Consider the following 22898-nt stretch of genomic DNA (forward strand, 5'->3'; position numbering starts at 1 on the left):
CGCGGCCCGGCGCCCTTTAAGCAATCAACCCTGCGCGGCCGGGGCCTCGACAGGTTCAATAGTATCGTGGCGCACCAAGGCGCCGAACTCCTGGACCATCTGCTGGATGAACGGATCACCGTGGATCGAATCCTCCGCCTCGCGCTGACGGTCGGCGCGGCGCCGTGAAGCCGCCTGGGCCGGGGTTTCCTGCTCGGGCTTGATCAGCTCGATGGCCAGGTTCAGGGGGCGGCCATGGTACTGGTTCAACGCGTCGTTGAGACGACGCTGCTGAGTGGCGTTGAACAGGGCGCTATGGGCCGGGTCCAGGTGCAGCAGCCAATTGTCGCCATCCACAGCCATCAGGGTGCAGTTGGCGGCGATGCTACCGGTCATGCCGGAAATCGGCAGCTTGGGAAACAGTTCCAGCCACTCCAGGGCCAGGCCGGTGGCCGGCTTGGCGGCGGGCTCCGGCTCGGGTTCCGGGGCCGGTTCGGCGGCGTGCTCGCTGGCCAGTTCGTCGAGGTAGCTGTAGGCCGAATCCATGTCCGGCTCGATGTAGTCCTCGTCCAGGGGCGGTTCGTCGTCCAGGTCGATTCCCGGTGTGGCGGCATCGATCTCGGCCACACTCGGCTCGGGCACCGGCGCACTGACCCACTCCGGCGCGTCCGGCACCACGCTGTCCGGCGCAGGAGTCGGCATCGGCGTCAGTTCGGGCTGTTCGGCAACCACGTCCAGCAGCGGCTCCACAGCGGCCTGCTGCTCGGCCGGCGGCTCTACCGGATCATTCCAAGGCAGGTCGATCACTTCTTCAGCGACCGCCGGCTCAGGTTCAACGACCAGCGCTTGGGCCACCTCCGGCACGACAGGTGCTGGAGCGGCCGCCGGCGCTGGAACGGGCGCGGCAGCCGCAACCGGCGCGCTGGCAATCGGCGCAACGGCAGCCACAGGCACAGCAGGAGCTGGTGCCGCCACGGCTTGGGCGGAATCAACTGTGGCCTGGCTGATCCCCACTGGCTTTAGCGGCTGTCTCGGCGCATCCGCCGTATCCGCCGGGCGGAAGGCCAGCATCCGCAGCAGGACCATCTCGAAGCCCCCCCGCGGATCCGGCGCCAAGGGCAGGTCGCGGCGGCCGATCAGGCCCATCTGGTAATAGAACTGCACGTCTTCGGCCGGCAGCGCCTGGGCCAGGGCCAGCACCCGATCGCGGTCGCCATGACCGTTGTCGACCCCTTCCGGCAGGGCCTGGGCGATCGCTACCCGGTGCAGCACGTTGAGAATTTCCGAGAGTACGCCGTTCCAGTCCGGACCTTGCTCCGCCAGATGACGTACCGCTTCCAGCAGCGCCTTGGCATCGCCATTGATCAAGGCATGCAGCACGTCGTAGACCTGGCCGTGATCGAGGGTGCCGAGCATGGCCCGCACATCGGCGGCCATGACCTTGCCCTCACCGAAGGCGATGGCCTGGTCGGTCAGGCTCATGGCGTCGCGCATCGAGCCGTCGGCGGCGCGGCCCAGCAGCCACAGCGCATCGTCCTCGAACGGCACGTTCTCCACCCCCAGCACATGACTGAGGTGCTCCACCACCCGCTCGGGGGTCATGTTTTTCAGGGAAAACTGCAGGCAGCGCGACAGGATGGTCGCCGGCAGCTTCTGCGGATCGGTGGTCGCCAGGATGAACTTGACGTAGGGCGGCGGCTCTTCGAGGGTCTTGAGCAACGCGTTGAACGAGTGACTGGAGAGCATGTGCACTTCGTCGATCAGGTAGACCTTGAAGCGCCCGCGGCTCGGTGCGTACTGCACGTTGTCCAGCAGTTCACGGGTGTCCTCGACCTTGGTCCGGCTCGCGGCGTCGATCTCGATCAGGTCGACGAAACGCCCCTCATCGATCTCGCAGCACACCGAGCAGGTGCCGCACGGCGTGGAAGTGATGCCTGTTTCACAGTTCAGGCATTTGGCAATGATCCGCGCGATGGTGGTCTTGCCCACCCCGCGGGTGCCGGTAAACAGATAGGCGTGGTGCAGCCGCTGGCTGTCCAAGGCATTGATCAGAGCCTTGAGCACATGGGTCTGGCCGACCATTTCGCGGAACGAGCGCGGACGCCATTTACGTGCAAGAACCTGATAACTCATCGAAAACCGTCGCAACTGGAAAGCGGAAGCCGGTAATGCTAGCGGAGCAAGGGCGAAATTGCATCCGGCGCGCTTGTCTAATCTGTCTAAGCTGCATTTTGCCAAGGATGGCTCGGCCGTTTGAACCGTGGGAGACCGTATGCGTTTGACTTGGGGCGCCCTGCTGCTGTTGAGCGCCAGCCTGGAAGCCGCCGAAGCGCCTTTGCGCTTTGTGATTGCCGACAGCTGGGCCATGCCGACCATCGAGATCGAGGACGAGCAACCCACCGCCGGCATCCTTTACGACACCATGAACAGCCTGGCCCGCCACCTGGGCACCCGCGCCGAGTTCCACGTCCTGGCCCGGGCCCGGGTGCAGAACGCCATGGCCCAGGGCGAGGTGGACGTACGCTGCTTCGCCGCCCAGGCCTGGCTGCCGAACCTGTCCGGGGACTATCTGTGGAGCGTGCCGCTGTTCGTGCAACGCAACCTGCTGGTGAGCGACCGCCCGCATCCGACACCGCTCAATCCCCAGGACTTGCCCACCCAGCACATCGGCACCGTGCTGAGCTACACCTACACCTCCCTGCAAGCGCTGTTCGACAGTGCCCGGCTGATTCGTGACGATGCGCGCAACGAGGAGCAGGTCCTGCAAAAACTCCAGGTCGGGCGCTATCACTACGCAATCGCCAGCCAATGGACCCTGGACTGGTTCAACCAGACCCAGGCCTCCGGCAAACCGCTGTACCGCGTTGCCCTGCTGCAGGAGCAGGCCGTGAGCTGCTACGTGCGTAACGACCCGGCGGTGCCGGCCCGGCGCATCCTGCGCGCCCTGCTGCAGATGAAAATGTCCGGGGAAATCGACGCCATCGTCCAGCGCTACGTCGCACCGCCCTCCAGCGCCAGCACCTACGACACCGCCGCGCCCTGAACTTCGCCCTGGCGCCATGCCTGCGGGGGCTGGAAAGCGCCCACCCACTGCAGCACCGCATCGGCCGGCATGGGCTCGGCGATGAAGTCGCCCTGAGCCACCTCGCACCCCAGATCCATCAAGCGCTCTCCGTGGGCCAGGCTTTCCAGGCCCTCGGCCACCACTTGCCGACCAAAGGCCCGGGCCAGCCCTATCAGGGCCTGGATCAGCGCCTGATCGTCCTGGTCGTGCAGCATGTCGCGGACAAACAGACGATCGATCTTGATGGTCTGGGTGCGCAGGCGCTTGAGGTAACTGAGGGACGAATGCCCGGTGCCGAAGTGCCCCAGGGAGAACTGCACGCCCAGGGCCTGACAGGCATCGAGGCAATCGCTGACCCGCTGGATGTTCTCGATGGCCGCCGACTCGACAATCTCCAGCTCCAGCAACGCCGGCGAAACCTGCGGGTATCGTTCGAGCATCTCCTTGAGCCGCTCGACAAAATCCGGGCGCTGGAAATGCCGGGCCGCGACGTTCAGGCTCACCGACCAGCCATGGCCTGCCGCCTGCCAGTCCTGCAGGCGCGTCATCACCTGATCCATGACCCATTCGCCAATGTCGACGATCAGGTCGGTCTCCTCCACCTGAGGCAGAAACTCGTGGGAGCCGAGCATGCCCCGTTGCGGGTGCTGCCAGCGCAGCATCGCCTCGAAGCCCACCACCGCGCCGCTGCGCATGTTGACCTTGGGCTGGAAGTACAGCTGCAACTCACCGGCGTTCAGCGCCTGGCGCACCTGTTCGACGGTCTGGTAGGTGACCATGACCTCACGATCCCGCAACACATCGAACAGATGGAAACGGTTGCGCCCGCTCTGCTTGGCCACGTACATGGCCTGATCGGCATGGCGCAGCAGGGTGTCGGCGTCGTGGTTATCGTTGGGAAACAGGGTCACGCCGATGCTGGCAAAGACATTGATGTCCTTGCCCTGGATCGAATAGGGCTGGGAGATGGTGGCCAGCACCCGTTGCAACGCCGCACGCAGCTCCAGCATGTCGCGCACATAGCGCAGGATCAGCACGAACTCGTCGCCGGCCAGACGCGCCACCACATCCTCGCCACGAATGATCGAACGCAGACGCGCCGCCACTTCCACCAGCAGCAAGTCGCCACAGGCGTGCCCGTAGCCATCGTTGACGGCCTTGAAGCCATCGAGGTCAAGCATGCACACCGCCAGGGGGATGTCCTCACGGCGGGAGAACTCCAGGGCCTGATGCAGCAGGTCGGAAAGAAAGGCCCGGTTGGGCAGGCCGGTGAGCACGTCATGTCCGACCCGCCATTGCAGCGAATGCAGCAACTGGCGCTTTTCGCTGACATCGAAGCGAATCGACACGTAGCGCATCACCTTGCCGGAACGCTGATCCATCAGGGGCACCATGGTGCTGTCGACCCAGTACAGGCTGCCATCCTTGGCCCGGTTACAGATCTCGCCCTTCCACACCCGGCCCTGCGAGATGGTCTGCCACAGCTCGTTGAAGAACTCCGGCGGGTGCAGCCCCGAGCTGAGCATCCGGTGGTTGGCCCCGATCAGCTCATCCCGGCTGTAGCCCGAGATCTGGCAGAACAGGTCATTGACATAGGTGATGCTGCCGCCGAGATCAGTCTCGGAGAAGATGGCGGCGGCATCGACGGCCCTGCGATATTTCTCATCCATGAGTCGAGATCACTGTCGCTAGCGGTTGAACCGCTCGACCAGGGCACGCAGCCCGGAAGAGATGTTTTCCAGCTCGGTGCCGCGGACCACCCCGGCGCTGGCGTTATTGGCGGTGCGCTGCACCGTGGCGGCGACGCGGTTGATCTGCTCGGACACCGACTCGGCCACATGGGATTGCTCCTGGGAGGCCGCCGCCATCTGCTGGCTCATGTCGGTGATGCGCTCCACCGCAGCGCCGATGCCATGCAGGGCCTGTTGCGCCTGCAACACCTGCTGCACACCCTGCTCCGCCTCTTCGATGCCGAGGTTGGCGATCTGCACCGCCTCGTCGGCACCGGCCCGCAGGCTCTGGATGATGCCCTGGATCTGCTGGGTCGATTGCCGGGTCTTGCCCGCCAGGGCCCGCACTTCATCGGCTACCACGGCAAACCCCCGTCCCTGCTCGCCGGCTCGGGCGGCTTCGATGGCAGCGTTCAGGGCCAGCAGGTTGGTCTGGTCGGCAATCGCCTGGATCATGCTCGCCGCCACCATGATGTCCTGGGTCTGCCCGGCCAGGTCGCCCACCGCCTGGTTGATCTGGGTGACCGTGCGAGCCAGCAACTGGATGGCATCCCGGGAAGAACCCGCCACCTTGCTGCCTTCCCGGGCCAGGAGGTTGGCGGTATGAGCCTCGCTGGCGGTGTGCTGCACGTGCTCGGCAACCTCGGCGATCGAGGCGGCCATCTGGGTCATGGCGGCGGCCGTCATGTCGGTCTCGGCCCTCTGCTCCAGCAGGGCGGTCTCGGTGCGGCTGGACAGCTGGCTGGAGTCGGAGGCAGCCGTGGCCATCTGCCGGGCCAGATCGCTTAGGCGCGTCAGGGCAGTTTTCAGCCGCGCCTCCTCACTGATCAGGATCATCTGTAATTGCCCCGCCGGTCCCAGCGCTTCGCTGTAGGCCAGGGCACAGATCGGATCGGCGAAGGTATTCGGGGTGCTGCTGAGGATGTGCTTGAGCTGCTGTCGCAAACGGCGCTGGGCCGACAGTCCGACGGCGATGAAACCGGCGACGGTCAGGCCCTGGGCCGCCAGCGTTGGCAGCCAGCTGAACGCGCCCAGGCACGCCACTGCCAGGGCCGCCGGCAACAGCAATGGCCGGGCTCCAGCCTCCAGCCGACGCCAAGCGCTGACCGGCGACTTGTTGGCGCGCATGCGGGCATACAAGGCTTCGGCACGACTGACCTGCTCCCGGGTCGGCTTGACCCGGACCGACTCGTAGCCCACCAGTCGCCCTTCCTCCAGAATCGGCGTGACATAGGCGCTGACCCAATAGAAATTGCCGTTCTTGCAGCGGTTCTTCACCACCCCCATCCAGCTCTGACCGGCCTTCAGATACCTCCACATCGACTCGAACACCGCCGCAGGCATGTCCGGGTGGCGCACCAGGTTGTGGGTGCTGCCGATCAGTTCGGCCTGGCTGAAACCGCTCATTGCAGCGAACTCGGCATTGCAATAGGTGATATGGCTGCTGGTATCGGTGGCGGATATGAGCCGCTGCTGGTCGGGAAAGGTCTGCTCAACAGAGTTGACCGGCAAATTGAGACGCACTTTAGAACTCCATAGACAGCCTGCGATCAACAGTACCGGGAGGCCGGCAGCAGGCTGATTCGCGATGTACTTTCCTGGCGGTACGACTCAATCGGAAGGTTCGCCCTGATTGCAGCCGTACAGCGGTTTGCGCGGCAGATGACCGTCGATTCGACGAGGATCAACTAGGATCAGATAAGGCGTCAGGTGGGGACGGCGGACGGAGCGTTGGCGGGATTTACGAGACGTTCGAGCCTCTGCCAAGCCCTCGGTTTAGGTGAACAAGGGAAATGCAATGATTTCTTGTTTCATAAACCTGCCTGCTGAAACTAGATCACCAAATACCTGTCCGAAGCGCCGATTCTACGAAATGCATCACATTTTGCAAAGCAAGGTGATGAACCATGGTGTTGTCTAATGCCAATATTTATCGTTAAGTTCTTGATTCTAAATGGGAATTGAGCGATGCAAATTTCAAGTTTGGGTGCAGCCATCAAGCGTTATCGAAAGGTAGCGGGGCTTACTCAGGCTGAACTAGGTGAAAAAACCGGTTTTGACCCAAAAACCATCAGCCGCTTCGAAACCGGCACCTACACCCCCAGCGTTGAAGCTCTATTTCTGCTAGCCGAAGTACTGGGAGTGAAGCTGAAAGCCTTCTTCGCCGATCTGGGCGATGAAGAGGAACAGCGGGCTTATTTGTTCGGTGTCATTCACAAAGCCACCCCTAAGGATCTGGGAAAGCTGATAGCAGCGGTAGACCAGGCCTTGTCCAAGCCTTGAGCCCCGCAACAAATCAATCGGAAGAGGCCTGCTTATCGAACCCGACAAGCAGGCCTCTTTGTCCATTCACGACTCCTGACAGGATCTGACAGACCCGGCACATAAGCTTGTGCCCACAGCACACAGCCCTTTGGAGTCGTCATGACCAGCAACACCTACTTCCTGCTTTATGTAGACAGCCCGGCCATCAGCGCGCAGTTCTACAGTCGCCTGCTGGACAAGCAACCGGTGGAATCCTCCCCCACCTTCGCGCTGTTCATCCTCGACTCGGGGATCAAACTCGGCCTGTGGTCGCGCCACACAGTCGAGCCCAGCGCCCAGGCGACCGGCGGTGGCGGCGAACTGGGCTGGGCCTTGGACAGCCGCGAAGCCGTGGACGACCTGCACCGCCACTGGCAGAGCCTGGGCCTGACCATCGCCCAGCCACCCACCCAGATGGATTTCGGCTACACCCTGCTGGCCCTCGATCCGGACGGACACCGCCTGCGCGTGCTCTATCTCAGCGTCGACTGAACTTGCCTGCGCCACCACCCCACAGAGAGAGCGGCGCTGCCACCAGCGCCCTCCTCGCTCCTGTTTTGAAATAAATAGAAACGTCTCATTGAGCCTCCAGGCACTCATCGCTATCCTGCCCGCCGACTTGTCACAATTTGTAAGGGAATACGATGAAGTACCTGCGTCTATTACTGGCGATGGCCATCCTCTGTGCCACGCCATTCTTTGCCTGCGCCGCCACACCGAGCCAAGGCAAGGACAGCGAACCCCAGACAGCCGAACAGTTTCTCGCCTCGCTCTCGCCACGCCATGGCCAGGTCAAGCTGCCCGGGGATATCGCCAGCCTCGACCTGAGCCAGGAGTTTTACTACCTCAACCCCAAGGACACCGAGAAGCTGCTCACCGAAGGCTGGGGCAACCCGCCCGGCTTCACCACCCTGGGCATGATCGTGCCCAGCGCCGTCAGCCCGCTGTCTGCCGAAGGCTGGGGCGTGATCATCAGCTACAAGAATGATGGGCACATCTCCGACGACGACGCGGCGAAGATCGACTATCAGGACCTGCTCAAGCAAATGCAGGAAGCCGACGAGCAAGACAACAAGCAGCGCAAGGAACAGGGCTATGGCGCCATCCACCTCCTGGGCTGGGCCGAGCAGCCCAGCTATGACGCCCAGACCCACAAAATGTACTGGGCCCGCGAACTCAAGGCCGAAGGCGCCGAGAGCAACACCCTGAACTACAGCATCCGCGTGCTGGGTCGCGAAGGCGTGCTGGAGCTCAATGCGGTCGCCTCCATGGACGACCTGGCCACCATCAAGCGCGAGATCCCCAAGGTGCTGGCCTTCACCAACTTCACCGACGGCAACCGCTACGCCGACTACAACCCAAGCACCGATAAGCTGGCGTCCTACGGTCTGGCCGCGCTGGTGGCCGGAGGCCTGGCCAGCAAGGCCGGGTTGTTTGCCAAGCTGGGGGTACTGCTCCTGGCCGGCAAGAAATTCATTGTCATCGGCGTCCTCGCCCTGGCCGCATTCGTCGGCCGGCTGTTCAAGAAAAAAGGCTGATCCCCGAGCGCAACGCCCCTGCCTGACGGGGCGTTGCACCTCACGAATCACCCAGCTTCACCCGCCCACCCCGCTCCAGCCCAGGCAGGATCCTCGATCGCCCGAGACGCCATTGCCGCCAGCGCCCCTCCAACTGCATCGCCATCACGCTACCCAGCACCACCGCCGCCCCCAGCAGCACGGCAGACTGCACCACCTCCCCCAGCACCGTCGCCGCCAGCAACATCGCCACTGGCGGTATCAGGTACAGGGCCATCGAAGCCCGACTGACCTCCACCCGCGCCAGCACATAGGCCCAGGCCAGATACGCCAGCGCACTGGGAAACAGCCCCAGCAACAGCACCGCCAGATTCACCCGCCACGGCGCCTGGACGACCTCCCGCGCCAATCCCGGCGCATACACCGACAACAGCAAGGTGCCGCCCCAGACCATGTAGCACACGGTGGTCAGCACCCCGTAACGCCCGGACAGACGCCGCTGCAAGACGAAGTACAGCCCCCAGGAAAAAGCCGCCAGCAACACCAGCAACCCGCGGGGCTCGATCGACCCCAGCCCCTTGTCGGCCACAACCACCAGCACGGCACCAAACAACCCCAGCACCACGCAGCCCCAGCGCCAGGCACTGACCGCCTCCCTGAGCCAGAAGCAGGCGATCAGCGTGCCAAATAACGGCGCCGTCTGTGCCAGCACGCTGGAAGCGCCGGCACTCAAGCCCTGCTGACCATAATTGAGGCTGACGTGATGCAGGGCGATGGCAAAGAACCCCAGCACCAGCAGCCCGGGCAAATCGCGCCAACGTGGCAGGGATATTTTCAGCACCACAGCCATCGCGGCCATCAACAGCGAGGCAACCAGGAAACGCAACAACGCCAGATGCCCGGGACTGTAGCCCTCAAGGCCAATGTGAATGCCCACCGGCGAATAGGCCCAGCACAAAATCACCGCAGCGGTAGCCAGCAACAGTTTGAATCCTGATGAATGTTTCACGGCACAGGCGCCCGGACAGAGAGAGGAAACCCAGTCTCTCGCCCTCCACAACTCACCACAACTGACCGATACTGAGGCCATTCCTCACTGGAAATGAGCAATGGAACTGAGCCAACTGAAAATGGTGAACGCCGTGGCCCGCACCGGCAGCATCGCCCGCGCCGCCGAACAACTGCATTGCGTGCCCTCCAACATCACCAACCGCCTCAAGCAGCTGGAAAGCGAACTGGGCACCCCGCTGTTCACCCGGGTCGGGCGCGGCCTGAAGATCAGCGCCGCTGGAGAAATATTCTTAGGCTACAGCGAACGCATTCTGGCGCTGGTCGATGAGGCCAAGCGCGCGGTGGACGACCAGGCGGAGCCCAGCGGCCTGCTGCGCCTGGGCGCCATCGAGTCTTGCGCTGGCGGGCGCCTGCCACCGCTGCTGGCGCAATATCACCGACGCTACCCCAAGGTGAGCGTGGAGCTGGTGACCGGCACCTGGTCGCAGCTCTTTACAGAGCTGCAACACCAACGCATCGACGGCGCCTTGGTGGCCATCGACACCTTGCCACCCAGGCTCAAGCAGACGGTGCTCTACCACGAGCCCCTGGTACTGATTTCCAGTGCCGGCAGCGCTCCCATCCACAGCGCCAGCGATCTGCAGGGGCAAAACCTGTTCATGTGGCCGCAGGGCTGCCCCTATCGCCGCGCCCTGGAGAACTGGCTGGCCAGGCACGGCCTGAACCTGCCCATTACCGGGTACGCCAGCTGGGGCACCATCATCGGCTGCGTCAGTGTCGGGGCCGGCGTGTCGCTGATTCCGGAGGGCGTATTGGAACGCTATGCACAGTCGGCGACCCTGAACATCCAGCGTTTCAGCGACCTGCTACCGGTGGACAACCGCTTCGTCTGGCATCAGGACGTACAGCGACACAACGCGCGGGATGCGTTTGCCCGGCTGTTGCAGGAGCATCTGGGAGCATGACAGCCGCCTCGTCGAACCAGCGAGCGTTTCGGCACAATCCTCGAGCGCCACGGCACAGCATCCGGGTCTGCCCGCCCATAGACTGGCCCTTCATTCCCACCAGCCAGACCAACCCGCCATGAACAACCGTCTTTTTCTTAGCGCACTGTCCTTGAGCCTGAGCCTTGGCGCCCATGCCGCCGAGTTCAGCATCAGCAGTCACGACATCCGCGATGGCCAGCCCTTGAGTCAACGGGAAGTATTCCGCGGCTTCGGCTGCGAAGGAGACAACACCTCTCCTGAACTGTCCTGGAAAAATGCTCCGCCGGGCACCCGCAGCTTTGCCATCACCGTCTATGATCCGGACGCCCCCACCGGCAGCGGCTGGTGGCACTGGACCCTGGTCAACCTCCCCAGCACCACCCAGGGCCTGCCCAGGGGCGCCGGCAGCCCCAATGGCGAACAGCTGCCCCCGGGAGCCGTCCAGGGACGCACCGATTACGGCCAACCCGGATTTGGTGGCGCTTGCCCGCCAACGGGCGACAAACCTCATCGTTACCAGTTCACCGTCTGGGCGCTGAAGGTGGATAAACTGCCCCTCGACACCCAGGCCAGCGGAGCGATGGTGGGCTACATGCTCAACGCCAACGCACTGGCCAAGACCACACTGACCGCCACCTACGGACGCTGACGATGAACGCACCGGCTGGCCTGCAGCATCACGAAAGCCGTATCGACGCTTGCGTCATCCGTGCCAGGCAAGCCCACGCCCTGCAACGAGTACCGATTTTCGTCAGCGCCCTGTGCCGGGTGCGCCAGGGCGAAAAACGCATGGCCTGGGACGATCGCGAAATGCGTGTGGGCGGCCAGCACCTGATCCTGCTGCCGGCCGGGCGCGAAGTGGGCATCAGCAACTCTCCAGGGGCGCAAGGCCACTACATCGCCGATGTCGTGACCTTCCCCGCCCCGGCCTTGCGCGCGTTCAGCCTGCGCTACCACCCACAGATCGTCGCCCGCCCCGGACGCAGCGGCGCAGACCTGTGCGTCCCCCTGGAGCGACACACGGCCCAGGCCTGGGACAACCTCCTGCAATGCATCGCCAGCGATGCGCCGGATGCCCTGCGCAACCACTACGGCGAGGCGGTGCTGCTGGCCCTGGCCCTTGGCGGCTGGGCCGGCCCTTTATTGCTGGACCGTCACGACCCGCTGTGCGAACGGGTGCAGCAGGTCCTCATGAGCAATCCGGCGCGGGACTGGACCGTCGCCTGCGTCGCCGAGCGCCTGAACCTCGGGGCTTCGACATTGCGCCGCCAGCTGGCGAACGAGAACGACAGCTTCAGCAACATTCTCGAAAACGTCAGGCTGGGCATGGCCCTGCAATGGCTGCAAACCACGCCACGCCCGATCGGCGAAATCGCCGCAGCCAGCGGCTACGCCTCGGCTTCTCGCTTTGCCGTGCGCTTTCGCAAGCATTACGGGCTGTCGCCCCGAGAGTTGCGCGCCGCGATCTAGCCCTGGCGCGCCATCACGGCATCGATGAAGGGAGCCTTCTGCGCGAGATACTCGCCAATCCCCCCGCGATTGTCGGCTTCAAGCGCCAGCTTCAGATCCTGGTATTGCTGGCGCAGATCGCTGTCTTGCCGCAGCAGATCGCGAAAAACCAGCATGCGCCCTATCTGCTCATGACCACAGATGCAGACATGCACTTTATGGGTGCGCACGCCCTCGACATCGCGGCGGTAAAAGTGATGCCCCGGGGATAGATTGCTGCCTCGGACATAGCCCAGGGTCGCCATGAAGGCATTGCGCGCCGCCTCATCCCGATGCTCCACGACCACCAGCAAAAGATCGATTTCCGGCTTGGCCGCCAGCCCCGGAACAGCCGTGCTGCCCACGTGATGAACAGCCATCAGCTCATCGCCGAAGCCCTGGACGATGCGCGCTCGCTCGGTACTAAAGGCCGCAGGCCAGTGATTCTCGTAAGCACAGATTTTACTGGTCAGCGCCATTGGCACTCCGTCCCTGGTAGAAAAAGCGCGAGAGCTTAACCGCGATAGGCATTGGCGTACCACAGCTACGCCGCCGGAGTATTCATGAGGAACGCGAGACGCACGACGATTCGCCCGCTTTAGACCGGCTTGCGGGACAACAACAGATAGAAGAGGAGAAATCGACACGGCTGTCTCACGCCTTGTACCACCACGTGGCAGCTGCTGCCTTCCGGATCTGACCAGATTCACGGGTAATGGTTGCGGGGGGACCGATGGGACCACCATAACTACGCTTGCCTGTCGGCTTCAAGAAGGGCGCCACCGGATTCTTCACCATCACGCGAATGTGAATTAGGGTTCACTGTACGCTGGGTATAAGGATGCTCGGCCGGGTGTTTGCCTGCCTTTTGTACCACCTGAAGGCGCCCTCTCGACGAAATCCCCAGCAAACCCGGTCGTCGCACGGGCAATGTGCTTTGCAGACCGCCCGTTCTCTTTCGATCCCGAAAAAAGGAAGTATTCAGTGATGCGCTGGGCTACTGTTACTTGCGCAAAATACACCGACGCACATTTTCAAGGATTGAAATGAAAGCCACATTGCTTATGTTTTCCGCCTTCTTCCTGCTCTATGGCTGCACCACGCCGCTCACCTCCGACATGTCTAGTCCGTCAATTGCCGACACCAAAACGGTGATGTTCGGCGGCAAGGCGTTTGTCCTGAAATTCCAAAAACCGGGCTTGTGGGAGTATTTCCCTGCCGAGGAAAGCATGGATGCCTGGAATGAAATGGTGGACTTTATCGTCGTGCCTCCCGAGATGAATCACATCAAACCCCTCGACCTCGCCAAACGCGCCATCCAGCTTCATCAACAAGAAAACCCGAATATGCCGGCAGTCCTGCTGACCGACAATAAAACCGGAATCGATTACGCGATGATGTTTCATCCCAATTCATTGCGTAAAGACGGGCAATTCTCGGAGATCAGCTATTTCAAGTATTACAAGGATGGCGCCTCCGGCCAGACCATCATCTTTCACTTCGCCCGGAATATTCCAAAACCGAGCAACCCCTCTGAAAGCGCAGCAGAGATAGGCCAGGAGATACCACCGCTAATGGAAGCATTCCCGCTTTATCGGCCGTAATGCCGCTAACCGGACTTGATTCGAATGGCTGAACAACCGCGGGCACTGCCACGACGGATGCCACAGCAGGAAGCTGAAGAGGACCTACGAACCGTTCTGGCGCTAGTGAAGGCACAGGAATCGCGGCACCTATCAACTGCTGCTGTCGCAGCCACGACGCCCAACTAGCGAGACGCTTTCCGCCCACTTCCCAGGCCCCGCGAATGAACTCAAGCGACGGCCTAATCCCCTGGAACGCTTGCGTAAACAGCCCCTGGACTTGGGCCAGAATATCCCGCCCACGAATCAGTGCCTCCCGTTTGCAACGAGTTTGCAGGGAGCGACGAATTTCTCTTTGGGGAACAACGGGCGAATGACATCCGGCACCACGATTCGGAAGTAATAGACCGAGTGGCGGGACAACAAAAGGTAGGACGGGATGGTCGACACGGATGTATCACTTCTTGTACCACCACGTGGCAAAGGGTGAAAAACCGTTAAGAATCAATCGCTTGAAAGATTGGAGGCAACCCCACCAGCCACACCCCGGCACACAATGTTCCCGCTGTGGCTGCTTCCTTCCGGATCTGACCAGGTTCACGGGTAATCGTTGCGGGGGGACCGATGGGGTCACCATAACGACGCTCGCCTTTCGGCGAGCCGCGCCATTGTACCTATCTGAGTCGAACTTACAACCGCTCGTTGCAGATTAAAAAATCCGATGAGCTTCAAGCACTTGGATGTGTTCCGGGATACAAGCGCCATCCAACCGCCGCTACCGCCGAAGCACGCCGGTTCGCGGGGCAGGCGCCGCGCCGGATCAGGTACATCGCCCTGGCAAGCTCGCTCCTGCAGGACGGGGGATCATCCGTCCAGGGACAGCGCTTCTTCGGCGCGACCGCCTTCCTGCTGGATCACCAGGTGGATGAAGTGCAATTTGCCGATCACCGCCGGCGGCAGGATGAACGGATAGAAATCCGGCTGTCCCATGCTGCGGGACAGTTCATTGAGCATGCCCGCCAGTTCGATCCAGGCATTGACGAAGGCCAGGAACGCCGGACCGCCGGGATGCTGCGGGTCGTAAAGACTGCTCAGGGGAAACGGCTGGTAATCGAGATCGACGTCTCGGGCACTCATGCCAAAGCCCAGGGCCGTATCCACCGCGTCCATCATGTGCAGGTAGTGAGCCCAGGTTTCCGCCCAGTCTTCCCAGGGATGCATGGTGGCGTAGGCGCTGATGTGGCTTTGCTGCCAATCACTCGGTGCGCCTTGCTCATAGTGGCGCTCCAGGGCCTGGGCATAGCTGCCGCGCTCATCGCCGAACAGGCGGCGAAACGGCTGCAGCCAGGGGCTGTCGGCAATCAGCCGATCCCAATAGTAGTGCCCCACTTCATGTCGGAAGTGCCCGAGCAGGGTGCGATAGGGCTCACGCATCTGCGCTCGCACCTGTTCGCGGTGGGCATCGTCGGCCTCCTTGATATCCAGGGTGATCAGGCCACCGGCGTGCCCGGTCATGGGCGCCCTGCCCTGGAGATCGACACCGATAAAATCGAAGGCCAGGCCCCGCTCTTCATCGTCACTCTTGGGCAGCAGTTGCAGCCCCAGAGCAAGCAACTGCGCCACCAGGCGACGCTTGGCGATTTCCACCTTGCGCCAGCGCTCAGGGTTCTCGGGGACGGACAGGTCGGGAATGGTGCGATTCAAGCGGCAGGCTATGCACAGGCTGCCCGTCAGGTGCGCGGGCAGCAGCCAGTTACAGGCCGCCGCCGTATGCAGATTGGCGCAGCGCTTGAACGCGCCGGCCTCGGGTCTGGCATCGAGCACCCAGGTTTGCGCCACAGGTCCCGGCCGCAGGGAAGACAAGCTGCCCAATTGCGGCGCATAACCGAGCACGGCCGCACAGGCCAGGCATTGGCTGTTGCGAAAGAACAGTGACTGCCCGCAGCGACAGGCCCAGAGCTTGCCGCTGCGTGAACGATCACCGACAAAGGGCGCGGCGATGCGGGAACTGAGCTGCTCGAAGAAACGGTACATGGCGCATCCTCCGTGGGGCCTGCCAAGACTAGATCATCCTGGCTGCCCCATCGTTCCCTCGGCCCGGCAGGAGCCCGCCGGCCGGTTTGCCATCACTGGCAGGTCGGCGGCCACGCATCACGCAGGGAGGGGGACGCCATGCTCACTGAGAAAGGCCACGAAGGCAGCTTCGTCCAGAACCTTGAGCCCCAGCTCATTGGCCTTGGCCAGCTTGGAGCCGGCGCCGGGCCCCGCCACCACGCAGTGGGTTTTCGCCGACACGGACCCTGCCACCTTGGCCCCCAGGCTTTCCAGCTTTTCCTTGGCCACATCGCGACTCATCAGCTCCAGCGAGCCGGTGAGCACCCAGGTCTTGCCAGCCAGGGGCAGGCCTTCGACCACTTTCTTCTCACTCAGCCAGTGCATGCCAAACGCCGTGAGCTGGTCTTCAATGGCCCGGGCCAATTGGGCATTGGCCGGGTTGTCGAAGAACTCGCGCACCGCCTTGGCCTGCTTCTCCGGCAGGGCCTGGCGCATGTCCAGCCAGTCCGCGTCGATCACGCCCTGCAGGGAGCCGAACTTGTCCGCCAGCTTCTGCGCGGCTCCTGGGCCCACCGAGGGGATATTGAGCTTGTCGAGCATGCCGCCCAGGGTGGTACTGGCGGCGAACTCGGCCCCGAGCTCGCCCTGATCCTGCAGTTGCAGGCCACATTGGTCCGCGGCCAGCAAGGCACCGATCACCTGGCGGTTATGGCTGTCCTGGAAAAAGCTGTGGATCTCGTGAGCCACCTCCAGCCCCACATCCGGCAGGTAGGTCAGGACCTGCGGCAAGGCCTGCTGGACACGCTCCAGGGTGCCCAGGGAGCGCGCCAGGACCTTGGCCGTTTCCTCGCCGACATCGGGAATGCCCAGGGCATAGATGAACCGTGCCAGGGCCGGACGCTTGCTGTCCTCGATGGCCTTGAGCAGCTTGTTGCTGGAGACTTCGGCGAAGCCTTCCAGGTCGATGATCTGTTCGTACTTGAGCTGGTAAAGATCCGCGGGCGAAGCAATGAGCTGTTCGTCCACCAGTTGCTCGATGGTCTTGTCCCCCAGGCCTTCGATGTCCATGGCGCGACGGGAGACAAAGTGAATGATCGCCTGCTTGAGCTGGGCGCCGCAGGCCAGGCGACCGACACAGCGATACACCGCGCCCTCGCTCACGGTTTCCCGCCCCTTGCTGCGCTTGACCAGTTGGGTGCGCTCGACATGTGAACCACAGACCGGGCAGCTTTCGGGAATCTGCACCGGTCGGGCGTCCTGCGGACGGCGCTCGACGACCACCTGCACCACTTGCGGGATCACATCGCCGGCACGGCGGATGATCACCGTGTCGCCGATCATCAGCCCCAGCCGCGCCACTTCATCCATGTTGTGCAAGGTGGCGTTGGACACCGTCACGCCCGCCACTTTCACCGGCTTCAGACGGGCTACCGGGGTAACCGCACCGGTGCGGCCGACCTGGAACTCCACATCCAGCAGCTCGGTCAGCTCTTCCATGGCCGGAAACTTGTGGGCAATGGCCCAGCGCGGCTCGCGGGCACGGAAGCCCAGCTCGCGCTGGGAGGCGATGCTGTTGACCTTGAACACCACGCCGTCGATTTCATAGGCCAGCGCGTTGCGGCGGTCGCCGATTTCACGGTAGTAATCCAGGCACTCGTCGATGCCCTTGGCCAGACGCAACTCGCGGCTGATGGGCAGCCCCCACTGCTTGAGCTGCTGCAGATTACCGATGTGGGTGTCGGCGATGTCGGCGCTGACCTGGCCCAGACCGTAGCAGCAGAATTCCAGGGGCCGACTGGCGGTGATCTTCGAGTCCAACTGACGCAGGCTGCCCGCAGCGGCGTTGCGCGGGTTGGCGAAGGTCTTGCCGCCCGAAGCCAGTTGCGCCTCGTTCAATCGCTCGAAGCCGGCCTTGGACATGAAGACCTCACCCCGCACTTCCAGGGTCGCCGGCCAACCGCTGCCTTGCAGCTTGAGCGGGATGTTGCGCACGGTACGTACGTTGACACTGATGTCTTCGCCCGTGGTGCCGTCGCCACGGGTGGCACCGCGCACCAGCACGCCGTCCTGGTACAACAGGCTCACCGCCAGGCCATCAAGCTTGGGCTCGCAGCTGTACTCCACTGCGGCGCCAGCACCGAACAGGTCGCCCGCCGGCAGGTCCAGCCCCTCGACGACCCGACGATCGAATTCGCGCATGTCGACTTCTTCGAAGGCGTTGCCCAGGCTGAGCATGGGGATCTCATGGCGTACCTGGGTGAAGGCCGAGAGCGCCGCACTGCCGACCCGCTGGGTTGGAGAGTCGCTGGTGACCAGCTCTGGATGCTCGGCCTCCAAGGCCTTGAGCTCGTGGTACAGGCGGTCGTACTCGGCGTCCGGAATGCTCGGTTCGTCCAGTACGTGGTAGCGGTAGTTGTGTTGATCCAGCTCGGCGCGCAGCTCAAGAATGCGGGTTTCAGCGGCGGTCATGGGGTTCTCTCATAAAGCAAAAGAGCAGCCTAGGCTGCTCGATCTGAAATGGGGGCGTGGGCCTCGCTGGCAAGCCAGCTCCTAAGGAAGGAGCTGGCTGTTGAAGCTTAGCGCTTTTGGGTCAGGGCGCGACGTTCGAACTCGACGATGCGCTGACGGTAGTGCTCGATGGTCTGGGCAGTCAGAACGCTGCGCTGATCATCCTTGAGCTCGCCATTGAGCTCCTGGGACAGCTTGCGCGCCGCGGCCACCATCACATCGAACGCCTGTTTCGGGTGACGCGGGCCTGGCAAGCCGAGGAAGAAGCTCACTGCCGGGGTGCTGAAGTGGTCGATATCGTCCAGGTCGAACACCCCCGGCTTGACGGCGTTGGCCATGGAGAACAGCACTTCACCGTTGCCGGCCATGCTTTCGTGACGGTGGAAAATATCCATCTCGCCAAACCGCAGGCCGCTTTCGAGGATGTTCTGCAGCAACGCCGGGCCCTTGAAACCGGCGGCATCACGGCAGATCACGCTGATCACCAGCACCTCTTCGGCTTGCGGCTGCTCTTTGTCGCCGTGACTGGCCGCCTTGTTGCCTTCCTCAGCCGGGAAGTCATCGTCGCGGCTGCTGAAGCTTGGGCCGTTGTCCAGGTCCAGATCCAGGTTGAGGTCGCCCTGGTGAGGCTCGCCGCCACGCTTGCCGCGCTTGGAAGACGAACTCTCCCGAGGCTCGCGGACCGGCATGCTCACCGACGGCAGGTCATGCTCGTCCAGTTGTGGCTCTTTATGAGTATCCAGCACCCGGGGCGGACCCAGGAGTTCGGCACTGCCTTCGTCATCCGGCAGGTTGGACAGACTTCGATCAAGACGGAACTTCAACTTCCCCTTGCCGCCGCGCATACGCCGCCAGCCATCAAAAAGAATACCGGCGATAACAATAATGCCGATGACGATCAGCCACTCGCGCAGACCGATTTCCATGTAATCCCGTGCCTCTATGAAAAATGCTGAAAAATAAGGGGTTTACAATCTGCAAACCGCTTTAAAACGTGGCGCCAACTCTATGTTCTGAATGGCGTTTTGCCCACGCATAGGAAAAATTGACATTAAACTAGCACGACCAAAGGCAACTTTACACCGTCTGTCGCAACGGTTACGGCCAATATGCCGGCTGGTCAGGTTGGCAAAAGGGAAAATTCCCCGACTTGCCCCCAACTAGCGCCTCAGTCGCACGGACTCAAGCGTCCACCATCGCCATCGCCTCCTCGACATCCACGGCTACCAGGCGCGAACATCCGGGTTCGTGCATCGTCACACCCATTAACTGATCAGCCATTTCCATAGCGATCTTGTTGTGGGTGATATAGATGAACTGCACTGTCTGCGACATTTCTTTAACCAATCTTGCGTAGCGTCCAACGTTAGCGTCATCCAGCGGGGCGTCAACTTCGTCGAGCATGCAGAACGGCGCCGGATTCAACTTGAAGATGGCAAATACCAGGGCCAATGCAGTCAATGCCTTTTCGCCACCCGAGAGCAAATGAATGGTGCTGTTCTTCTTCCCCGGAGGACGAGCCATGATCGTTACCCCTGTATCGAGTAGATCTTCGCCCGTCAGTTCCAAATAAGCGCTGCCACCACCGAAAACTTTTGGAAAGAGTGCCTGCAGACCGCCGTTGATCTGATCAAAGGTATCTTTGAAGCGATTACGGGTTTCCTTGTCGATCTTGCGGATCACGTTTTCCAGGGTTTCCAGGGCCTCCACCAGGTCAGCATCCTGGGCATCCAGATAGCGCTTGCGCTCGGACTGCTGCTGGTATTCGTCGATGGCCGCGAGGTTGATCGCGCCCAGGCGCTGGATCCGCGCGGCAATACGCTCCAGTTCCTCTTCGGCGGCCTGTTCGCTGGCTTCTGCGGTCAGGGTCGCCAGCACGCCGTCGAGGTCATAGCCATCAGCCAGTAGCTGCTCCTGCAAGGTCTTGCGGCGCACGGTCAGGGCTTGCCACTCCATGCGCTGTTGTTCCAGCTGGCCGCGAATCAGCTGCGATTGCTGCTCGGCCTGGTTGCGGCGCTTCTCGGCGTCACGCAGCTCGCGGTCGGCATCTTCCAGGGCGATCTGCGCAGTCTTGAGTTCGACATCCACGGTCATGCGCTTTTCCAGCAGCTCTTCGAGCTTGAGACGCAACTCCTCCAGAGGCGCCTCCCCCTCCTCCAGATTGAGGCTGAGCTGCTCGCGCTTTTCGGTCAGGCGCTCGGATTGCAACTCCAGGCGCTCCAGGGCCTGACGAGTGGAATCGTGCTGGGCCTTGAGGGAGCCCATGCGGACTGCCAGTTGATGAGCGTGATCCTTGTGCTGGCGCGCCTCCTGGCGCACCCGATCAAGGCGCTCGCGCAGGCTGTCGCGCTGGGCCAGCAGCAGCTCACGCTGCTCGGTATCCAGGGCCATGCTGTCGAGGGCTTCCTGCAACTGCAGGCGCGCCTCGCCGACCTGTTCGTGCTCCAGCTCACGCTGCTCACCCAGCTCGACCAGTTCTTCATCAAGACGGGTGCGCCGCAGGTTCAGTTGTTCGGCCTTGGCTTTGCCGGCGGACAGCTTGGCTTTCAGTTCACCCTGCTGGCGGGCTTCGTCCTGCAACAGGCGGCGCAGATGTTCACGACCGTTCTCCTGCTGACGCTGCTGGGCCCGCAGGTTGAGCAACTGGCTTTCCAGGGCCTCGACACTGGCTTCGCGCTCATCGCGCTCCAGAGTCAGTTGCTGGATTTCCTGGCCCCGCGCCAACACGCCACTTTCCGCTTCGCTGGCGCGACGCACCCGCAAAAAATGCCGGCCAACCCAGTAGCCATCACGGCTGATCAGACTCTGTCCGGCACTCAGTTGCCCACGCAAGGCCAGGGCCTGTTCCAGGCTGTCCACCGGCTTGACCTGGCCCAGCCAGGGCGCCAGATCGACCTGGGATTCAACCTTGTCCAGCAGGCTGCCAGGCATGCGCGAAACATCCCCTTGCAGGCTCAGCAGACGCAGATCGCCCTGCTGAAAACCGGCCAGATCGATGCCGGAAAAATCGTCCACCAACACCGCTTGCAGATCGGCGCCTAGCACGGTTTCCACCGCCAGCTCCCAACCCGGCTCCACGTGCATGCCATCGGCCAGGCGCGGACGCTCGGCCAACTGCTGCTCGCGCAACCATTGCGCGGTACCGGTGCCCGGGTCGAGTGCCGCTTGCTGCAAGGCCTCCAGGGAAGCCAGGCGACCATTGAGCCGCTGCAGTTCACCCTGGGCCTGCTGCTGAGCCTGGGTGGCCTGCTGCAATTGCTGACGCAGCTGTTCCAGGCGCTCGACCTGTGACTCTTCGCTGGCCTGCAGGTCTTCCAGGGTCGCTTCGCTGGCGGCCAGTTGCTCGTTGAGTTCGAGAATCGCCGCATCTTCCGGGTCCGCCGAGAGCAGCTCGCGCTCCTCGGCCAGACGCCGCTGACGCTCGGACAGGCGTTCCATGCTGCCTTCGAGCTGCTGGATGCGCGACTGCTGCACTTCGGCCTGGCGTCGCGGCTCGGCGGAACTCAGGTTGAAGGCGTCCCACTGCTCCTGCCAGCCGTGCATGGTGGTTTCGGCTTCTTCGAGGGTCGCGGCCGCTTCCTCGGCCGCGGCGGCGGTGACTTCCTGCTCGGGTTCGAGCATGGCCAGCTCTTCCCCCAGGGTCGCCAGCAAGGTGCGGTCGTGGCCCAGGTGGGACTCGGTCTCCAGGCGCGCGCGCTCGGCCTCCTTGAGGTCGTCCTGCAACTGCCGCAGACGCTGCTGCCCATGCTGGATGCTTTGCTCGACCCGGGCGATATCGCCGCCCACCGAATAGAAGCGCCCCTGCACCAGATTGAAGCGTTCGGACAGTTCGTGATGCCCATCGCGAAAGCGCTCAATGGCGGCATCGGCGTTGCGCTGCTCGGCCACCAGCGCCTCGAAGCTGACTTCCTGGCTGCCGATCACTGACTCACGCTGGCCCACCTGCTCATTCAATGCCTGCCAGCGCAGGGCCGACAGCTGCGCCTTGAGCTGACGCTCCTCGGCCTTGTATTCCTGATACTTCTCGGCGGCCTGGGCCTGGCGATGCAAGCGTTCGAGCTGGCGCTCCAGCTCTTCGCGCAGGTCGGTCAGACGGGCGAGGTTCTCGTGGGTGCGGCGGATGCGGTTTTCCGTTTCGCGCCGACGCTCCTTGTACTTGGAGATACCTGCGGCTTCTTCGATGAAGTTGCGCAGGTCCTCGGGCTTGGCCTCGATCAGCTTGGAGATCATGCCCTGCTCGATGATCGAGTAGCTGCGCGGCCCCAGGCCGGTGCCAAGGAAGATATCGGTGATGTCCCGACGGCGGCACTTGGCGCCGTTGAGGAAATAGCTGTTCTGGCTGTCGCGGGTCACCTTGCGGCGGATGGAGATTTCCGCATAGGCCGCGTACTCCCCCACCAGGGTGCCGTCGGAGTTGTCGAACACCAGTTCGATGCTGGCCTGGCTCACCGGCTTGCGGCTGGTGGAGCCGTTGAAGATGACGTCGGTCATCGACTCGCCGCGCAGGTTCTTCGCCGAACTCTCGCCCATCACCCAGCGCACGGCGTCGATGATGTTCGACTTGCCGCAGCCATTGGGCCCGACCACCGCCGCCATGTTACTGGGGAAGTTCACCGTGGTCGGATCGACGAAGGACTTGAATCCCGCCAGCTTGATGCACTTGAGTCGCACGT

General features: G+C 62.8%; 17 protein-coding genes and 1 other RNA gene. 8 read left to right on the top strand and 10 right to left on the bottom strand.

The window, feature by feature from the left end:
* Positions 1 to 24 precede the first annotated feature (24 nt).
* Positions 25 to 2112: a DNA polymerase III subunit gamma/tau gene (gene dnaX / locus L1O02_RS21245; protein WP_235758645.1), complete on the bottom strand. Its 2088-nt coding sequence runs from the start codon at positions 2110 to 2112 to the stop codon at positions 25 to 27.
* A gap of 139 nt (positions 2113 to 2251) precedes the next feature.
* Between dnaX and L1O02_RS21250 the strand changes: the two genes are divergently transcribed.
* Positions 2252 to 3022, top strand: coding sequence for a transporter substrate-binding domain-containing protein (locus L1O02_RS21250; RefSeq protein WP_235758647.1), 771 nt, complete (start codon positions 2252 to 2254; stop codon positions 3020 to 3022).
* Here L1O02_RS21250 and L1O02_RS21255 read toward each other — a convergent pair.
* On the bottom strand, positions 3001 to 4713 hold the full coding sequence (locus L1O02_RS21255) for an EAL domain-containing protein (protein ID WP_235758649.1): 1713 nt from the start codon (positions 4711 to 4713) through the stop codon (positions 3001 to 3003). The genes L1O02_RS21250 and L1O02_RS21255 overlap by 22 nt on opposite strands.
* A gap of 18 nt (positions 4714 to 4731) precedes the next feature.
* Positions 4732 to 6297 carry a PAS domain-containing methyl-accepting chemotaxis protein gene (locus L1O02_RS21260; protein ID WP_235758651.1) on the bottom strand — a complete coding sequence of 522 codons (1566 nt, stop codon included), beginning with the start codon at positions 6295 to 6297 and terminating at the stop codon, positions 4732 to 4734.
* Between the two features lie 444 nt (positions 6298 to 6741).
* On the opposite strand from L1O02_RS21260, the gene L1O02_RS21265 reads away from it, so the two are divergent.
* From L1O02_RS21265 to L1O02_RS21275, 3 genes are all read left to right on the top strand, one after another.
* Complete coding sequence (locus L1O02_RS21265; protein ID WP_011060220.1) at positions 6742 to 7056, top strand: helix-turn-helix transcriptional regulator; 315 nt, start codon at positions 6742 to 6744, stop codon at positions 7054 to 7056.
* 141 nt (positions 7057 to 7197) lie between these two features.
* Entirely contained in the window at positions 7198 to 7569 is a 372-nt protein-coding gene (locus L1O02_RS21270) for a VOC family protein (protein ID WP_060842959.1), read from the top strand.
* Between the two features lie 152 nt (positions 7570 to 7721).
* On the top strand, positions 7722 to 8615 hold the full coding sequence (locus L1O02_RS21275) for a DUF2167 domain-containing protein (RefSeq protein WP_060838320.1): 894 nt from the start codon (positions 7722 to 7724) through the stop codon (positions 8613 to 8615).
* 40 nt (positions 8616 to 8655) lie between these two features.
* On the opposite strand, the gene L1O02_RS21280 is transcribed toward L1O02_RS21275, so the two are convergent.
* Entirely contained in the window at positions 8656 to 9576 is a 921-nt protein-coding gene (locus L1O02_RS21280) for a DMT family transporter (protein ID WP_231979016.1), read from the bottom strand.
* A gap of 127 nt (positions 9577 to 9703) precedes the next feature.
* Here L1O02_RS21280 and L1O02_RS21285 point away from each other — a divergent pair, with 127 nt between their 5' ends.
* The 3 genes from L1O02_RS21285 (at position 9704) to L1O02_RS21295 (ending at position 12061) form a co-directional block, all read left to right on the top strand.
* Positions 9704 to 10570 carry a LysR substrate-binding domain-containing protein gene (locus L1O02_RS21285; protein WP_235758653.1) on the top strand — a complete coding sequence of 289 codons (867 nt, stop codon included), beginning with the start codon at positions 9704 to 9706 and terminating at the stop codon, positions 10568 to 10570.
* Positions 10571 to 10688: 118 nt separating this feature from the next.
* Entirely contained in the window at positions 10689 to 11240 is a 552-nt protein-coding gene (locus L1O02_RS21290; RefSeq protein WP_060842957.1) for a kinase inhibitor, read from the top strand.
* Positions 11241 to 11242: 2 nt separating this feature from the next.
* Complete coding sequence (locus L1O02_RS21295) at positions 11243 to 12061, top strand: helix-turn-helix transcriptional regulator (RefSeq protein WP_060842956.1); 819 nt, start codon at positions 11243 to 11245, stop codon at positions 12059 to 12061.
* Here L1O02_RS21295 and L1O02_RS21300 read toward each other — a convergent pair.
* Positions 12058 to 12558 (bottom strand): GrpB family protein, encoded by a 501-nt coding sequence (locus tag L1O02_RS21300; protein ID WP_235758655.1) that lies wholly within the window; start codon positions 12556 to 12558, stop codon positions 12058 to 12060. The genes L1O02_RS21295 and L1O02_RS21300 overlap by 4 nt on opposite strands.
* Positions 12559 to 13125: 567 nt before the next feature.
* Here L1O02_RS21300 and L1O02_RS21305 point away from each other — a divergent pair.
* The gene (locus L1O02_RS21305; RefSeq protein WP_235758657.1) at positions 13126 to 13683 is read left to right on the top strand and encodes a hypothetical protein; all 558 of its coding nucleotides are present in this window, start codon (positions 13126 to 13128) and stop codon (positions 13681 to 13683) included.
* A gap of 509 nt (positions 13684 to 14192) precedes the next feature.
* Here L1O02_RS21305 and ffs read toward each other — a convergent pair.
* The 5 genes from ffs to smc all read right to left on the bottom strand — a co-directional run bounded on the left by ffs (position 14193) and on the right by smc (position 22896).
* Positions 14193 to 14289, bottom strand: an RNA gene (ffs, locus tag L1O02_RS21310) — signal recognition particle sRNA small type.
* A 237-nt stretch (positions 14290 to 14526) separates the two neighbouring features.
* Positions 14527 to 15696 carry a putative zinc-binding metallopeptidase gene (locus L1O02_RS21315; protein WP_108544838.1) on the bottom strand — a complete coding sequence of 390 codons (1170 nt, stop codon included), beginning with the start codon at positions 15694 to 15696 and terminating at the stop codon, positions 14527 to 14529.
* Between the two features lie 117 nt (positions 15697 to 15813).
* Entirely contained in the window at positions 15814 to 18186 is a 2373-nt protein-coding gene (gene ligA, locus L1O02_RS21320) for an NAD-dependent DNA ligase LigA (protein WP_060838313.1), read from the bottom strand.
* Positions 18187 to 18293: 107 nt separating this feature from the next.
* Complete coding sequence (zipA, locus tag L1O02_RS21325; RefSeq protein ID WP_235758659.1) at positions 18294 to 19151, bottom strand: cell division protein ZipA; 858 nt, start codon at positions 19149 to 19151, stop codon at positions 18294 to 18296.
* A gap of 256 nt (positions 19152 to 19407) precedes the next feature.
* Positions 19408 to 22896: a chromosome segregation protein SMC gene (gene smc, locus L1O02_RS21330; RefSeq protein ID WP_060838311.1), complete on the bottom strand. Its 3489-nt coding sequence runs from the start codon at positions 22894 to 22896 to the stop codon at positions 19408 to 19410.
* Positions 22897 to 22898: the final 2 nt, after the last annotated feature.

Origin of the sequence: Pseudomonas sp. BC42 (genome assembly GCF_021560055.1) — a bacterium.
Lineage (GTDB): Bacteria > Pseudomonadota > Gammaproteobacteria > Pseudomonadales > Pseudomonadaceae > Aquipseudomonas.

Excerpts from the sequence above, each read along its gene's own strand:
- dnaX (WP_235758645.1), bottom strand. The coding sequence starts at position 2,112 with ATGAGTTATCAGGTTCTTGCACGTAAATGGCGTCCGCGCTCGTTCCGC.
- L1O02_RS21250 (WP_235758647.1), top strand. The coding sequence starts at position 2,252 with ATGCGTTTGACTTGGGGCGCCCTGCTGCTGTTGAGCGCCAGCCTGGAA.
- L1O02_RS21255 (WP_235758649.1), bottom strand. The coding sequence starts at position 4,713 with ATGGATGAGAAATATCGCAGGGCCGTCGATGCCGCCGCCATCTTCTCC.
- L1O02_RS21265 (WP_011060220.1), top strand. The coding sequence starts at position 6,742 with ATGCAAATTTCAAGTTTGGGTGCAGCCATCAAGCGTTATCGAAAGGTA.
- L1O02_RS21270 (WP_060842959.1), top strand. The coding sequence starts at position 7,198 with ATGACCAGCAACACCTACTTCCTGCTTTATGTAGACAGCCCGGCCATC.
- L1O02_RS21275 (WP_060838320.1), top strand. The coding sequence starts at position 7,722 with ATGAAGTACCTGCGTCTATTACTGGCGATGGCCATCCTCTGTGCCACG.
- L1O02_RS21285 (WP_235758653.1), top strand. The coding sequence starts at position 9,704 with ATGGAACTGAGCCAACTGAAAATGGTGAACGCCGTGGCCCGCACCGGC.
- L1O02_RS21290 (WP_060842957.1), top strand. The coding sequence starts at position 10,689 with ATGAACAACCGTCTTTTTCTTAGCGCACTGTCCTTGAGCCTGAGCCTT.
- L1O02_RS21295 (WP_060842956.1), top strand. The coding sequence starts at position 11,243 with ATGAACGCACCGGCTGGCCTGCAGCATCACGAAAGCCGTATCGACGCT.
- L1O02_RS21300 (WP_235758655.1), bottom strand. The coding sequence starts at position 12,558 with ATGGCGCTGACCAGTAAAATCTGTGCTTACGAGAATCACTGGCCTGCG.
- L1O02_RS21305 (WP_235758657.1), top strand. The coding sequence starts at position 13,126 with ATGAAAGCCACATTGCTTATGTTTTCCGCCTTCTTCCTGCTCTATGGC.
- L1O02_RS21315 (WP_108544838.1), bottom strand. The coding sequence starts at position 15,696 with ATGTACCGTTTCTTCGAGCAGCTCAGTTCCCGCATCGCCGCGCCCTTT.
- ligA (WP_060838313.1), bottom strand. The coding sequence starts at position 18,186 with ATGACCGCCGCTGAAACCCGCATTCTTGAGCTGCGCGCCGAGCTGGAT.
- zipA (WP_235758659.1), bottom strand. The coding sequence starts at position 19,151 with ATGGAAATCGGTCTGCGCGAGTGGCTGATCGTCATCGGCATTATTGTT.